The 14,296-nt window shown below is 26.5% G+C and carries 12 protein-coding genes; 8 read left to right on the top strand and 4 right to left on the bottom strand.

Annotated elements, in window-relative coordinates; translation table 11 throughout:
- The first annotated feature begins 7 nt into the window (after nucleotides 1–7).
- Genes ACAN_RS09240 through ACAN_RS09250 form a run of 3 tightly spaced genes read left to right on the top strand, consistent with a single transcriptional unit; the run spans nucleotide 8 to nucleotide 5,475 of the window.
- Entirely contained in the window at nucleotides 8–3,148 is a 3,141-nt protein-coding gene (locus tag ACAN_RS09240) for an efflux RND transporter permease subunit (RefSeq protein WP_099333539.1), read from the top strand.
- The gene (locus ACAN_RS09245; RefSeq protein ID WP_099333540.1) at nucleotides 3,141–4,445 is read left to right on the top strand and encodes a TolC family protein; all 1,305 of its coding nucleotides are present in this window, start codon (nucleotides 3,141–3,143) and stop codon (nucleotides 4,443–4,445) included. Before ACAN_RS09240 ends, ACAN_RS09245 begins: the two co-directional genes overlap by 8 nt.
- Complete coding sequence (locus tag ACAN_RS09250; RefSeq protein WP_099333541.1) at nucleotides 4,432–5,475, top strand: phospholipase A; 1,044 nt, start codon at nucleotides 4,432–4,434, stop codon at nucleotides 5,473–5,475. The genes ACAN_RS09245 and ACAN_RS09250 overlap by 14 nt, the downstream gene beginning before the upstream one ends.
- A gap of 87 nt (nucleotides 5,476–5,562) precedes the next feature.
- Here ACAN_RS09250 and ACAN_RS09255 read toward each other — a convergent pair whose 3' ends face one another.
- Entirely contained in the window at nucleotides 5,563–6,330 is a 768-nt protein-coding gene (locus tag ACAN_RS09255; RefSeq protein WP_099333542.1) for a transposase, read from the bottom strand.
- 128 nt (nucleotides 6,331–6,458) lie between these two features.
- On the opposite strand from ACAN_RS09255, the gene ACAN_RS09260 reads away from it, so the two are divergent.
- From ACAN_RS09260 to ACAN_RS09270, 3 genes are all read left to right on the top strand, one after another.
- Entirely contained in the window at nucleotides 6,459–7,064 is a 606-nt protein-coding gene (locus tag ACAN_RS09260; RefSeq protein WP_228150604.1) for a phospholipase A, read from the top strand.
- Nucleotides 7,065–7,190: 126 nt separating this feature from the next.
- Nucleotides 7,191–7,913, top strand: a complete 723-nt coding sequence (locus ACAN_RS09265) for a hypothetical protein (RefSeq protein ID WP_099333544.1) — start codon at nucleotides 7,191–7,193, stop codon at nucleotides 7,911–7,913.
- Nucleotides 7,913–8,161 carry a hypothetical protein gene (locus ACAN_RS09270; protein ID WP_099333545.1) on the top strand — a complete coding sequence of 83 codons (249 nt, stop codon included), beginning with the start codon at nucleotides 7,913–7,915 and terminating at the stop codon, nucleotides 8,159–8,161. The genes ACAN_RS09265 and ACAN_RS09270 overlap by 1 nt, the downstream gene beginning before the upstream one ends.
- 25 nt (nucleotides 8,162–8,186) lie before the next feature.
- On the opposite strand, the gene ACAN_RS09275 is transcribed toward ACAN_RS09270, so the two are convergent.
- Complete coding sequence (locus ACAN_RS09275; RefSeq protein ID WP_099333546.1) at nucleotides 8,187–8,408, bottom strand: hypothetical protein; 222 nt, start codon at nucleotides 8,406–8,408, stop codon at nucleotides 8,187–8,189.
- A 244-nt stretch (nucleotides 8,409–8,652) separates the two neighbouring features.
- On the opposite strand from ACAN_RS09275, the gene ACAN_RS09280 reads away from it, so the two are divergent.
- Nucleotides 8,653–10,104 carry a nicotinate phosphoribosyltransferase gene (locus ACAN_RS09280; protein WP_099333547.1) on the top strand — a complete coding sequence of 484 codons (1,452 nt, stop codon included), beginning with the start codon at nucleotides 8,653–8,655 and terminating at the stop codon, nucleotides 10,102–10,104.
- Here ACAN_RS09280 and ACAN_RS09285 read toward each other — a convergent pair.
- Nucleotides 10,097–10,585, bottom strand: coding sequence for a DUF2062 domain-containing protein (locus ACAN_RS09285; protein WP_165786226.1), 489 nt, complete (start codon nucleotides 10,583–10,585; stop codon nucleotides 10,097–10,099). The two genes, ACAN_RS09280 and ACAN_RS09285, sit on opposite strands and share 8 nt — an antisense overlap.
- A gap of 144 nt (nucleotides 10,586–10,729) precedes the next feature.
- Here ACAN_RS09285 and ACAN_RS14000 point away from each other — a divergent pair, with 144 nt between their 5' ends.
- Nucleotides 10,730–10,879: a hypothetical protein gene (locus ACAN_RS14000; RefSeq protein WP_165773036.1), complete on the top strand. Its 150-nt coding sequence runs from the start codon at nucleotides 10,730–10,732 to the stop codon at nucleotides 10,877–10,879.
- Nucleotides 10,880–10,885: 6 nt separating this feature from the next.
- Here the strand turns inward: ACAN_RS14000 and ACAN_RS09290 are convergent, their stop codons facing one another.
- Nucleotides 10,886–14,251 (bottom strand): ABC transporter substrate-binding protein, encoded by a 3,366-nt coding sequence (locus ACAN_RS09290; RefSeq protein ID WP_099333549.1) that lies wholly within the window; start codon nucleotides 14,249–14,251, stop codon nucleotides 10,886–10,888.
- Nucleotides 14,252–14,296 lie beyond the last annotated feature (45 nt).

Consider the following 14,296-nt stretch of genomic DNA (forward strand, 5'->3'; position numbering starts at 1 on the left):
TTTTTTTATGTTTTCAATATTTTTTATAAACCGTCCTATTTTTGCAAAAGTTATTTCTATTTTTATAGTAATAATTGGAGTTATTGCGCTTTATTTACTTCCTATTGCTCAATTTCCACAAATCACACCTCCTACTATTCAAGTAAGTGCTACATATACAGGAGGAAGTGCACAAGTTGTTGAAACATCTGTTACTACACCTATTGAAGAGCAGTTAAATGGTATTGAGGGTATGATTTATATGGATTCAACTTCCTCATCAGATGGAAAATCTACTATAAATTTGTATTTTGAGTCAGGATATGATTTAGATGTTGCAGCTATTGATGTTCAAAATAGAGTATCTCTTGCAACACCTATTTTACCTGATAGTGTAAAACAAATTGGAGTAACAACAAAGAAAAAATCTACTTCAATGGTACAAATCTTAACAGTTGAATCAACAAATCCACAACATGATGCTCTATTTTTATCAAACTTTGCAAGCATAAATATTGCAGAAGAGTTAAAAAGAATTGATGGAGTGGGAGATGTACAAAACTTAGGTGAGAGAAAATACTCTATGAGAATTTGGATAAACCCAGATAAACTATCAAACTTAAATCTAAGTATCAATGAAATAATAGCAGCAATTAAAGAGCAAAATACTCAAGCAGCTCTTGGTTCTATTGGTTCAAGTCCAAACTCTTCATCAAATAAATTCCAATATACTCTTACATCTAAAACAAAACTAGAATCAGCAAAAGAGTTTGAAGATATTATTATAAAACAAAATAGTGATGGAAGCAAAGTAAGAATCAAAGACATAGCAAGAGTTGAATTAGGAGCTGAAAACTATAGTTGGTCAGCAAAACTAAACAATCAAGCAACTGCACTTTTAGGTATTTATCAACTTCCAGGTGCAAATGCACTTGAAGTAGCCCAAGAAGTTGCTAAAAAAATAGATGAGTTAAAACAAAGATTCCCAGATGGAGTTGAAGTAAATCAAACATATGATACAACTAAATTTGTGGAAATTTCTATTAAAGAAGTTATTGTAACACTATTTGAAGCTTTACTTTTAGTGCTATTTGTAGTTTATTTTTTCTTACAATCATTTAGAACAACAATTATTCCAGCAATTGCTATTCCTGTATCTTTAATAGGTACATTTGCTCTACTTTTAGCAATGGACTTTTCAATCAATACTTTAACTTTATTTGGTCTTATACTTGCTATTGGAATTGTTGTTGATGATGCTATTATTGTTGTTGAAAATGTAGAAAGTAATTTGGAAAAGAATCCTGATTTAAGTGTAAAAGAAGCAACAAAAATAGCGATGAAAGAGGTTTTTGCACCTGTTATTTCAACAACATTGGTTCTATTAGCTGTATTTGTACCAGTTACATTTATTCCTGGAATTTCTGGTGCTTTATACCAACAATTTGCAACAACAATTGCTTTTGCAGTTATTATATCTTCAATAAATGCACTTACACTTTCACCAGCACTTTGTGCAACACTTTTAAAAAGAAAACAAAAAAATAAAAAAGAAGATAAAAAAGCTATTATTTTTGAAAAATTTGACAATGCCCTAGAGAGTTTTAAAAAAGTCTATAAAAAAACTTTAGAAAAACTTATCAAATTTTGGTATATAGCAGCACTTGTGTATGCTTTACTTTTAGGAGCAACTTATTTTGCATTTAAAACTCTTCCAACTGGCTTTATACCAAATGAAGACCAAGGTACACTTGTAGCTTCTGTATCTTTACAAGCAGGAACAACTCTAAATAAAACAGAAGATACAACAGAAAAAATTGTGCAACTTATAAAAGAGACAAAAGGTGTAAGAGATGTTATTTCAGTTGCTGGATTTGATTTAATTAGTGGAGCTTTAGACTCTTCTAGTGCTACAATATTTTTAGTTTTAGAAGACTGGGAACAAAGAACTACAAAAGATACCTCAATTGATGCAATTACAAATATAGTAAATCAAAAAGCAAATGAGCAAATTAAAGCTGCAAGTGTTAGAGTATTTAATATGCCATCAATTCCTGGACTCTCAGCTGTTGGTGGATTTGAAGTAAAACTTCAGAATCTTCAAGCAATAAATATAAAAGATTTTGAAAAAAAAGCAAAAGATTTTATTCAAAAATTAAATGAACACGAAGCTATTATGATGGCATATACTAGTTTTAATAGTAACTATCCACAATACTATATTGATATAAATAGAGATAAAGTCGCAACCTTAGACTTAAAACTAAATGATGTATTTTCAGTACTTCAAACATACCTTGGTTCACTTTATGTAAATGATTTTAATAAATATGGAAAAACATATAGAGTGTTTTTACAAGCAGACCAAGACTATAGAACTGAGAAAAACTCTATCAATAACTTTTTTGTAAAAAATACAAAAGGAGATATTGTTCCATTAAGTGCAATAGTTGATATAAAAAGAACAAGTGGAGTAAGTACTATTACACACTTTAATTCATACCAAAGTATTGCAATAAATGGTGTTCATAATGTAAAAGGTGGATATAGTTCAGGTGATGCTATAAGTGCAATTGAACAAATTGCAAAAGAGACTTTAGGTAGCGAAGTTGGCTATGAATTTGCAGGTATGAGTTTACAAGAAAAAGAAGCAGGAAATGCAGCAATGTATATTTTCCTTTTATCTATTTTGATGGTATTTTTATTTCTATCAGCTCAATATGAATCTTGGATGATGCCTTTTATGATTATGCTTCCAATTCCAACTGTAATGTTTGGAGCTTTAGGAGCAAATATGCTTGCAGGGCTTTTAAATAATACTTATACACAAATAGGACTTGTACTTTTAATTGGTATGAGTTCAAAAAATGCAATTTTAATTGTAGAGTTTGCAAAAGATTTAAGAGAACAAGGACAAAGTATAGTAGAAGCTGCTATAAATGCTTCACTTTTAAGACTAAGAGCTATTTTAATGACTATTTTCTCATTTTTACTTGGTATTTTACCTTTAGTTTTTGCAAGTGGCGCAGGTGCAGTTTCAAGACAATCTTTAGGTACAGCAGTATTTGGAGGAATGGTAATGTCAACATTTTTAACACTTCTTTTAACACCTGTACTTTTTGTAGTACTTCAAAGATTAAGAGAGAAAAAAGGAAAAATCAATGAATAATAGATTATTAAAAAAACTATCAATTATTGCTTCTTTTAGCCTAGTTGTTTCATCAAGTTTTGCAAATGATTTAAATCTTGAAGATTTAATAATAATTGCTTTAAAAAACAATACAAATATTGAATTATCAAAAGAACAATCAAATATAAAAAAAGAGCAAATAAACAAAGCTACTTCAACTTATTTACCAAACTTATCACTAAATGCTTCAACAGCAAGAAAAGATATAGAACAACAAGGAAATAAAATAGATGATGATGTAAATAGTGTAGCAGTTAATGCAAATCAATTAATCTATGATTTTGGAAAAACTACAAGTAGTATTGACTCATCAAAATATAGTTATGATGAATCAAAAAGTGATGTAAAAGCAACTATTTCAAAAACAATTTTTCAAGTTACCTCTACATATTATGATATTTTAAATAAGTATCAACAAATAGAAGTTGCAAAAGAGTCTGTAAAACTTGATGAACTACAATTAAATCAAGCAAATGAGTACTTTAAAGCAGGAGTTAGAACAAAAATTGATGTAACAAATGCAAAGCTTAGATTATCAAACTCAAAATTAAAACTTATACAAGCAAAGTACAATTTAAAAACAACAGAAACAAAACTTGTATCACTTTTAGGTAAGGATTTAGGAAGTAGCATAAATATCAAATTTCACAACAAAGATATCACAACACTTGTAAGAAATACAGAATATAAAAACTACTCTTTAGAAAAACTAATAACATTAGGCTTAGAAAAAAGAGATGAAATAAAAAAATATAAAGCAAAAATCCAAACAGCAAAAGAACAAAAAAATGTAGCAAGTGCTGATTATCTTCCAAGAATAGATATAGATGCTTCATATACAAATAGCCAATCAGATAAAATAGCAACACAAGATATAGAACAATCATCAGTTGCATTAAATCTAAAATGGAACTTCTTTACAGGTCTTTCAACAGTTGCAGATAATAAAATAGCCCTTTCAAATTTAAGTAGCGCAAAAAAACAACTTCAACAACAAATCCTTGATATAAAACAAGAAGTAACATCTGCTTATTTAAATGTAAAAGAGAGCATTGATAGTTTAAATATTGGACTTTTAAATGTAAAACTTGCAACAGAAAATCTAAGCTTGGCTGATGAGAGATATAAAGCAGGATTAAATGACTTAATTGAGTTAAATGATGCAAAACTTGAATACACACAAGCAAAAAGTTCACTTGTAAATATCTACTATGCATACTTAACAAACTTGGCAAACTTAAACTATACAATTGGAACTATACATGAAAAAATATAGTTTTTTTCCAATTATATTTTTTGTAACTACACTTTATGGTAATAACATACAAGAACTTTATAAAAAAGCTTCTATTTATGAAAAAAATGGTGAGTTTAAAAAAGCTATGCAAATCTATAAACAACTTGCAAAAAAGAATTTAAAAGATGAAAATTCAAACACTAAAAAAATTTCATTAGAAAAAACATTAGTGAAAGAAGAGCTTCTACAAAAAGAAGAGAAATTCAAAGCTTTAAGAGGTAATTTTTTCAAAAGAAATATTGATAAGATAGAAGATAAAGAGACAGCAAATACAATAGAGCAGTTGATTGTCAAAGACTTTGGTTTATATACATATAAAACAAACTATCTACTTCCTGTAACTTATGATACAAAAAATAAAGATGGAAGAAATCAATATGAAACAAAATTTCAATTAAGTTTTGAAAAACCACTAACTTATAATATATTTGGTTTAGATGAAACACTATCTTTTGCATATACACAAAAATCTTACTGGCAAACATCAAGAGAATCTGCACCCTTTAGAGAATCAAACTATCAACCAGAAGTATTTTTAACATTTCCATATAAAAAAGAAAACTCATCTTTAAAAGCATATAAAATATCTTTACTTCATGAATCAAATGGACAAGATGGTGAAAAATCAAGATCATGGAATAGATTGTATTTAGAGAGTTTCTTTCAGTTTTCCAATCTCTTTGTAGTTCCAAGAGTTTGGTATAGAATACCAGAACAAGAAAGAAATGATGACAATAAAGACATTCAAAAATATCTAGGATATGGAGATTTAACCCTATTTTTTCCATACAAAAAACACACATTTGAATTAAAACTAAGAAACAACCTAAGACTTAGTGAAGATAATAAAGGCGCAGTAGAATTCAACTGGACTTTCCCACTACCAAGCTTTTTAAATCTACCAAATAGCTTTGGATACTTTCAAGTATTTAGTGGATACGCAGATAGCTTGATTGATTATGATGAAGATATAAATAAAATAGGTATAGGAATCGCCTTTTCAAGATAGATTTAATAAAGAGGGGTCAGGTGATAACGATAACTTTATCAACTACTTCTCTTGAGGGTCAGGGGTCAGGTGATAACGATAACTTTATCAACTACTTCTCTTAATTATTTTATTGACCGCGGGTTGAGATATACCAATTATTTTAGCAATTACATACTGTGAATACCCTTGCTCATATGCTTTTACTATATATTTATTTCTTGTTTGCTTATCTTTAATTCCGTCAAAAAATTTTATTAATTTCCCTCTATTAACTTTTTTATCAATATCTGGTGCATCTACTAAACTTGAAGCTTTTATTAATTCTTTTAAATCTGCACTATCTATTTCTAAAGTAAAAAAGTCTTTTATCTCTTTAATATTTTTTCCATATGTTTTTATTATCCATGAATTTTGCAAACATACAGGAACTTTTTCTTCTTTATAAAAATAGTAACTTGAGCTATATGGATAATACTCTATTTTTTCAACTATTTTTGCTTTTAATGGGTTTTGTTCAATATATCTCATCAGGATATAAAGGTAAGCTTCATTTGCAACATACCATGATTTAAATCTTCCTTGCCACAAATGCCCACTTCTTTTATACTTTTTATTAAAGTATATTGCATATATAGAATTTAGATATCTCATGAATTTTGAAAGGTTTCCTTCTTTTACTTCAATAAGTAGATGGTAATGATTATTCATTAGACAGTAGTTATGTAAAGTTATATTAAACTTTTCGCAACAATCTGATAATAAACTTAGAAAATATTCAAAGTCATCTTTATCATAAAAAACAACTCTTCTTTCTACTCCTCTATTTACTATATGATAATATCCTGATATTTCTATTCTAGGTCTTCTTGCCATACTCACACCTCTTACAATAAGATAAGAGTATTTTAACCCAATTATTTCTTTATAATTAAATTAATTACATTTTGCAATATTATTAATAACTCTTTTAGTTATTTAGTTATCGTTATCACCTGACCCTAATTTTCTGTTCTACTTTCAAGTTATCGTTATCACCTGACCCTAATTTTTTTGCATATACACAAAAATCTTATTGGCAAACATCAAGAGAATCTGCACCCTTTAGAGAATCAAACTATCAACCAGAAGTATTTTTAACATTTCCATATAAAAAAGAAAACTCATCTTTAAAAGCATATAAAGTATCTTTACTTCATGAATCAAATGGGCAAGATGGTGAAAAATCAAGATCATGGAATAGATTGTATTTAGAGAGTTTCTTTCAGTTTTCTAATCTCTTTGTAATTCCAAGAGTTTGGTATAGAATACCAGAACAAGAAAGAAATGATGACAATAAAGACATTCAAAAATATCTAGGATATGGAGATCTAACCCTATTTTATCCATATAAAAAACACACATTTGAATTAAAACTAAGAAACAACCTAAGACTTAGTGAAGATAATAAAGGCGCAGTAGAATTCAACTGGACTTTCCCACTACCAAGCTTTTTAAATCTACCAAATAGCTTTGGATACTTTCAAGTATTTAGTGGATACGCAGATAGCTTGATTGATTATGATGAAGATATAAATAAAATAGGTATAGGAATCGCCTTTTCAAGATAGATTTAAAGATAGGTTTTAAGAGGGTGAGTGACCCTCTTTTTTATCATCTGTACTTTATAAAAATTAATAATTAAGTTTATTATTGATATTATCTATTTTATAAATTTACTATAAAGTCGAAATAAAATGTTTGATGATTATGAAATTAAAAAAGCAGGTGATATAAATTTTCATGATTTAGGAAAGATAACATCTGAATTTTTTGGAAGAAATGATTTAAAAGATTTTTTAAACAAATATTCACCTGAAGAAGTATCTATAAAATTAAATGAATATAATGTATACACTAAAGAATATTGGTTTAGTCAATATAAAAAAGGAAATATTTTTGTATTAAGAAATTCTACATTTAGCGCTGCTTTAACATATACAAAAAATGCTTATCAATTAAAAGGTTCAAATAATATGTTTTTTGATAGTAGTTTAAATCGATTGATTAGAACTTTAAGACCTACTACTGCTCCGCCAATATATAGAAGAGTTGAAGAGAAATATATTGAAAAGACACATGACCAAATTGCTCATATTACAAAAGAAACAGAACTTACAGCTTTCTCAAAAATTATAAACGGTCTTGAAAAGAGTTTTAAAACATTAAACAAAAAGAAGTATGAAATATTAAATGCTCATTGGAAAGGATTAAAAGGATTTGCAGGAGCACTTGATAAACTAGAAAATATTGATAAATCATCGATGACTAAAGAACAAAAGTTAATGTATGATTATTTAAATATTAAGGTTAAAACAAATTCAAATGTAAGTGAAGCAATAAATGTACCCGCAAAAGTTCAAGATGTAAATGATTTAGTAGACTTTTTAGAAACATTAGAAAAAGGAGAAGCTAAATAATGATAGATTTATTTATAATTATTTACAATAATTTTTTAGCAATTTTGTTTCTTATACTATTAGTAATTGTATTTTTATACTTTTTAAATAAAGGTAGTAAAGATAAAAAAGAGAGCTATACCCAAAAAGAAATATCTCAAAAAAATCTATACTTAAATAGAATAGATATAATAGGTAATAAAGTTCAAGTTATTTTTATTTTAATACTTGTTATTATAGGATTCTCAGTTTATATGGTTTTTATTTGAAAACTGACCCTGCTTTTTCTATAAACTATCTAATAGCTTCTATTATCATAGATAATACAATTATTACTAAAAAAAGAAAAATATAATATCCTACTATAAAAATAATATACCCAATAAGTCTTTCTTTAAAAGATATATCTTTGTATTTTTCTTTTGCCTCACCACTTCCTATCTCTGTTAATATCTCAACAAATGGATATATAAACAGGTACATAAAATAAAGTAATACTTGTACAATTGCTCCCATATTTAACCTTAATAAATTTTCATGATATTATTTTTTATAACTTTAAATATTCTAAATAAAATTAAAGTGTTTTTTGTCTTTAAATAGTCTTAATTTTACTCTAAATTAGATTTATTTTTTAAGTTTTATTTCAAAAGTAACAGTTTAATCTAAAATTATTTTCTATTCAAATATATTTTTACTAGAAGCTATTTATACTTATTTTAATATAATGCATAAAATAAAATAACCAAGAAAGAGAATAATGAATAACAAAAATGAAACAATGTTAATAGATTTTTATGAGTTTACAATGGCAAATGGGTATTTTAATTCAGAACTAAAAGATAAAATTGTCTATTTTGATTTATCTTTTAGAAGAGTACCTGACAATGGTGGTTATGCTATATTTGCAGGGCTTGAGAGTATTATAAATTATATTGAGAATATAAAATTTTCACAAGAGGATTTAGAGTATTTAAAAAGCTACAATCTTTTTAGTGATGAATTTATCAACTACTTAGAAGATTTTAAATTTACAGGAGATATTTATAGTGTAAAAGAAGGTACTGTAATTTTTCCAAATGAACCTGTTTTAACTGTACGGGCAAATATTGTTCAAGCACAAATATTGGAGACTTTTTTACTTCTTAGCTTTAATCACCAATCTTTAATTGCAACAAAAGCCAGTAGAATTAAAAATGCAGCAAAAGGTAGAACTGTATTAGAGATGGGAGCAAGAAGAGCCCATGGAATTAGTAGTGCAAATAGTGGCTCAAGGGCAGCTTATATTGCAGGGATTGATGCTACAAGTAATACTTTGGCTAGTTGTTTATATGGTATTCCATGTAGTGGAACTATGGCTCACTCTTGGATTCAAATGTTTGAAAGTGAAGAAGAAGCTTTTAGAGTTTATGCAAAAACTTATCCAAATAATACAACTTTATTAGTTGACACATATGATACTTTAAGAAGTGGAATACCAAATGCAATAAAAGTAATCAAAGAAGAGTTATTGCCAAAGGGTATCAAAGATTTTGCAGTTCGTATAGACTCAGGAGATTTAACATACTTATCAAAAGAGTCAAGAAAAATGCTAGATGAAGCAGGACTTGAAAACTGTAAGATTGTTGTAAGTAATGCACTTGATGAGATTTTAATTGAAACATTACTAAATCAAGGTGCTCCAATAGATATCTTTGGAGTAGGAGAAAGACTTGTAACAGCAAAAAGTAACCCAGTTTTTGGAGGTGTTTATAAACTTGCTGCCATAGAAGAGAATGAAAAGATTATTCCTAAAATAAAAATAAGTGATAATCCAGTAAAAATAACAACTCCACACTTTAAAAAACTATATAGAATCTATGATAAAGAAACAAACAAAGCAAAAGCTGATTTAATTGCTGTACATGATGAAGTATATAATGAAAAAGAGTCATTGACTATTTTTGATCCTGTGCATACTTGGAAAACAAAAACTTTTGAAAACTATATTTTAAAAGATCTAAAACTACCTATTTATAAAAATGGAGAGTTAGTATATAAACTACCTTCAATAGATGAAATAAAAGAACATACAAAAAATGAGTTAAATCACTTATGGGATGAGATGTTAAGATTTGAGAATCCTCACAAATATTATGTTGATTTATCCCAAAAACTTTGGACGACAAAGTTAAACTTACTAAAAAAAATAAAACAAAGCTCTTCTAGTTAGAAGAGCCTTTATTTTTTCTATTTTTTCTAACTGTTTTAATCCATATAAAACTAACTAAATACATACTAATAGAGGCACTTATTACTCCTAATACTATTGCTCCACTCCATAAACACAAAGCTATTTGCTCAAAATTATCGTACATAGAATCAAAGTTAAACTCAACAGGATTTTCAGGCTGAAAGATTAGTTTTCCTATTTGATACTCAAAATAAAAAAGTGGTGGCATTGTAATAGGATTACTTATAAATATCAAAGCAAAACTTATGGGTAAATTTGCATTTAACACAATTGCTAAAAGACAAGCTAAAATCATTTGAAAAGGCATGGGTAAACAAGCTACAAAAACACCAATAAAAACACCAGTTGATACTTTTCTTCTTGATAATCCCCAAATTTCAGTTTTATGTAAAAGTTTTCCAAAAATTTTTAAGTATTTTTGTTGTTTAACTTTTTCATGTGATGGTAGTATTTTTTTCAACTTTTTTCTTGGCAAAGTTACCCTTTTTTTAAGATTGCATATTCTAGCAAAATTAACACTATTTTTTTATTACATGAAAAATTAGTTTTCTATCTTTATTTTCTTTATATTTTTATTGTCTTAATATAAACCAAAGGATTTAAAATGAAGAAGTTATGCAAAATAAAAAAAGCAGAACTTGAGTCTTTAAAAAAACAAATTTTAAAAGAGATAAAAAAACCCAAGTTTTACTGCACCAAGTGTTTTAGAGTAGCTAAGCACGAACAGTTTTTATGTAGTTATAAAAGTTTATAAAATATATCAAGTATTAAAAGAAACTCTATTTCTTCCTTCTTTTTTTGATTTATAAAGTAAATCATCAGTAGTTTTATACAAATTATCTACATTACTTATATTTGATGCATCTTGACAAGATGCACCCATAGAAACAGTAATATAATCACTTACACTGCTATATTTATGCTCAATTTTCATGTTTTCAATACCATTTAAAATCTTTAGTGCAAACTCTTTTGATTTTGAAATATCATTTGATTTATACAATAATCCAAACTCTTCTCCACCTAATCTAAAACAATAATCATCTGCTCTTTTCATATACTCTTTTAACACTTTTGCAACTTCAATAAGAACTTCATCTCCTTTTTGATGCCCATAATTATCATTGTATTGTTTAAAGTGATCAATATCCATCATCACAAAAGTTATAATCTCATTATTTCTTTTTGCATTATTTATATAATCTGGCAACATCTTATCAAAGTGTCGTCTATTGTAAATATCTGTCAAACCATCAGTTATAGATATCTCTTCAATTATTTTTTTATCTGTTATATCTTCTCTAATTGCTGTAAAAGCTACAATTTCACCTTTATTAAACTCAGGTGTAATTAGAGTATTTGTCCAAAAATATCCACCATCTTTTTTCTTATTTTTAATTTCACCATTCCACTCTTTTCCAGATTTTATGGTAGTCCATAAATCTTTGAAAATTTCTTTGTCCATATCATTATGTCTTATGATATTGTGATTTTTACCAATAAGCTCTTCTTTTTTATATTGGCTAATATCTAAAAATGCTTTTGAAACATATGTTATATTTCCTTTTATATCTGTACTTGTTGTCAAAACATTATTATCTATCATATTTAAATATTTACTCATTTTTCTATTTATACTATTAATTGTTCTATTTTTATATAAAATTATAAATATAATCAACATTAAAAAACTACTTATTGCAATTATTTTTTTTAAATCAATAGTTTCATGATATTTAACTGTAACCCAATTTTTATAAATCTCACTATGTTTTTCTGGTGTTATAGTATCAATTAGTTTATTCATTATTGAGTTTAAAATAGCTTCATCATTTCTTGTTCCTATATACAAACTCCACTCTTTATCAAACTTAGTAGAAACTTTTAATTGTGTAAAATAATCTTTTTGAATATAATAACCAATAGTAGGAAGTATACCAATAACACCATAAAGCTTATTATTTTTTACTTTTTCTAAGCCATCTACCACCGATTCAACTGCTACTAATTCAATCTTTGGATATTTTTTCTTAAAAAATTCTGTATATGCATAGTTTTTTACATACCCTACTTTTTTACCAAAGGCACTTGATACATCATTTGTAAATGTTTCTTCTAATCTTGTGACTAATACTAAAGGAAAAGTTAAATAATTTTTTGAAAAGTTTAAATACTCCTCTCTTTCCTTGTTTTTAAAAAGCATTGGAATAAGATCACACTTTCTATTTTTTACAAACTCTAATGTTTGTGTCCAGTTTTTAGTAGGAACCAAAGAAAAAGGCTTGGCTAATTTTTTTTCAAAATATTGTACATAATCAGATGACATACCAAAAATCTTATTATCTTTTAATTTTTCAAAGGGCATCCATTCAGGATCAATACAAACTTTTATTTCTTCTTTTTTATTAATATACTCTTTTTCTTTTTCACTTAAAATAATACTATTTTCTTCCATATCAAGTTTAGACCATTTGCTTTGTAACTCATCAATTTTTGAAGGAGAAATTTTATCATTTATCTTTTCTAAAATAGATTTTAATAATAAGTTATCTTTTGCATAACCCATATATAAATTAACTTTTGAAGTTTTTAAGTTTGTTTCAAGTGTTGAAGTTTTTAAGTTTGTGTACCAATTTTTTTTAATAATATACTCAAAAGTAGATAGATTACCAAGTGCAAGATCAGCTTTATTTTCCAAAACCATTTCAATAGATTTTTCAGAAGATGGCACTGTTAATAAAGAGATATTTTGATAATTTTTTTTAATACTATTATGTAAAAAAGAGTTATTTAAAACTGCAATAATTTTGCCATCTAAATCTTCTAGTTTATTACTTAACTTTATATCTTTTTTACCAACAAATGCAGGAATATAAGATATATAATTAAAATCACTATATAACACAAACTTTTCCCTTGTTTTAGTTTTTGCAATATTTGGAATAATATCAACATCTTTATTTTTAAGCATTTTTTCATAACTACCCCAAGAAGAACTTTGTACAAACTCAAACTTTAAGTTAGTTATAGAACTAATATACTTAAAGTAATCAATTACAAAACCTTTTGCTTTTTTATTTTCCACAAAATTATATGGAGGAAAAAAATTAAGATTTTGCACTTTTAAAACTGGATTATTTTTTATAAACTCCAACTCTTCTTTTGAAAAATCATATAAGTTAGACTCTTCCTCAAAAATAAAATTTTCAAAGTCTAAATCATTGATTTTTTCTGATGAATACTCTTCAAAAATTGTATTTATATATCTTAGTCTTCCTTTATCCAAAGTTCCTAAAGCAATAGTATCTTTTGATATTAACCTATCAATGGCATCTGCTTCTAATCTTAGATGTTCTATGCTTTTATTTTTTGTATACTTTTGTCTAATCAAAGATATAATCTCTTCTTTATTTTCTAAAGCATACTCCCAACCTTTTAAAGTAGCTTCTTTAAACTTTTTAACTCGCAAGGGATTGTTTTTTAACTCTTTTTGACTTGTAAAAATCATATCTCCATAGAAATCAAAACCATAGTTTGCAGGATTTATTATGTTTACTTCTATACCTTTTTCTTTAAAATAAAAAGGTTCATTTGAGATATATCCAGGCATAACATCAACAGTTTTGTCTATTAATCTTTTATAGTCATCTTTTCCTCTTTCTCTAATTATGTTTGGCTTTACTTTAAGTTTTTTTAATAATGCAAGTATTGTAAAACCATGTGCATCGTTTTCATAAAAAATCATATTTTTATTATCAAGTTTATAAGGAGAATCTATTTTACTATCTTTTAATGATAGTAAAATACTAGGAGCATGTTGAAAAACAGTAGATACTAATACAACTGGTTTTTTTCTTGCTTTATATAATAAAAGTATTGAATCTGCAATTCCATAATAAGACTCATTATTTAGTACTTCTTCAATATAGTTTTTACTTAAATCTCTTTGTTTTATCTCTACATCTAATCCAACATCTTTATAAAAGCCTTTCTCTTTAGCAGCATAATATCCAGCAAATTGAAACTGATGAAACCACTTTAACTGTAAGGTTATTTTTTCTTGTGCAAATAAACTAGTGCTAAAAAATAGAATAAGTATAACTACTTTTATAGTATTATTTTTCAAATCTTCTCCATTATAATAAAAAGTTATTTATTTTATCATAATTAA

Source organism: Malaciobacter canalis, from assembly GCF_008000835.1.
In the GTDB taxonomy this organism is placed as follows: domain Bacteria; phylum Campylobacterota; class Campylobacteria; order Campylobacterales; family Arcobacteraceae; genus Malaciobacter; species Malaciobacter canalis.

Bases quoted from the DNA above. Each gene is read 5' to 3' on its own strand.
- ACAN_RS09240 (WP_099333539.1), top strand. From the start codon at position 8: ATGTTTTCAATATTTTTTATAAACCGTCCTATTTTTGCAAAAGTTATT.
- ACAN_RS09245 (WP_099333540.1), top strand. From the start codon at position 3,141: ATGAATAATAGATTATTAAAAAAACTATCAATTATTGCTTCTTTTAGC.
- ACAN_RS09250 (WP_099333541.1), top strand. From the start codon at position 4,432: ATGAAAAAATATAGTTTTTTTCCAATTATATTTTTTGTAACTACACTT.
- ACAN_RS09255 (WP_099333542.1), bottom strand. From the start codon at position 6,330: ATGGCAAGAAGACCTAGAATAGAAATATCAGGATATTATCATATAGTA.
- ACAN_RS09265 (WP_099333544.1), top strand. From the start codon at position 7,191: ATGTTTGATGATTATGAAATTAAAAAAGCAGGTGATATAAATTTTCAT.
- ACAN_RS09270 (WP_099333545.1), top strand. From the start codon at position 7,913: ATGATAGATTTATTTATAATTATTTACAATAATTTTTTAGCAATTTTG.
- ACAN_RS09275 (WP_099333546.1), bottom strand. From the start codon at position 8,408: ATGGGAGCAATTGTACAAGTATTACTTTATTTTATGTACCTGTTTATA.
- ACAN_RS09280 (WP_099333547.1), top strand. From the start codon at position 8,653: ATGAATAACAAAAATGAAACAATGTTAATAGATTTTTATGAGTTTACA.
- ACAN_RS14000 (WP_165773036.1), top strand. From the start codon at position 10,730: ATGAAGAAGTTATGCAAAATAAAAAAAGCAGAACTTGAGTCTTTAAAA.